The sequence below is a fragment of the Cupriavidus sp. 05N39 genome, assembly GCF_056397325.1.
Genome location: NZ_JBFTNE010000428.1, coordinates 1 through 352 on the forward strand (window position 1 = coordinate 1; position 352 = coordinate 352).

Consider the following 352-nt stretch of genomic DNA (forward strand, 5'->3'; position numbering starts at 1 on the left):
GGCCCGTGAACGCCCCGACCAGATCGCCATCCGCTGCCCCGGAAAGCCCGGTGCGGGCGGGATGGCCGCCTATGACGTCACCCTGGACTACCGCACCCTCAACGCGCGCAGCGACGCCATGGCCGCCGGCCTGGCCACCCACGGCATCGGCCGCGGCGTGCGCGCGGTGGTGATGGTGCGGCCCTCGCCGGAGTTCTTTCTGCTGATGTTCGCGCTGTTCAAGAACGGCGCGGTGCCGGTGCTTGTCGACCCCGGCATCGACAAGCGCGCGCTCAAACAGTGCTTGGACGAGGCGCAGCCGCAGGCCTTCATCGGCATCGGCCTGGCCCACGTGGCGCGGCTGGTGCTGCGC

1 protein-coding gene is annotated in these 352 nt (G+C 71.6%); it reads left to right on the forward strand.

What is annotated here, in order from left to right; translation table 11 throughout:
* Positions 1 to 352: AMP-binding protein (locus tag AC1DN0_RS42035; RefSeq protein ID WP_477146751.1), on the forward strand; the 352-nt coding region annotated here is incomplete at both ends.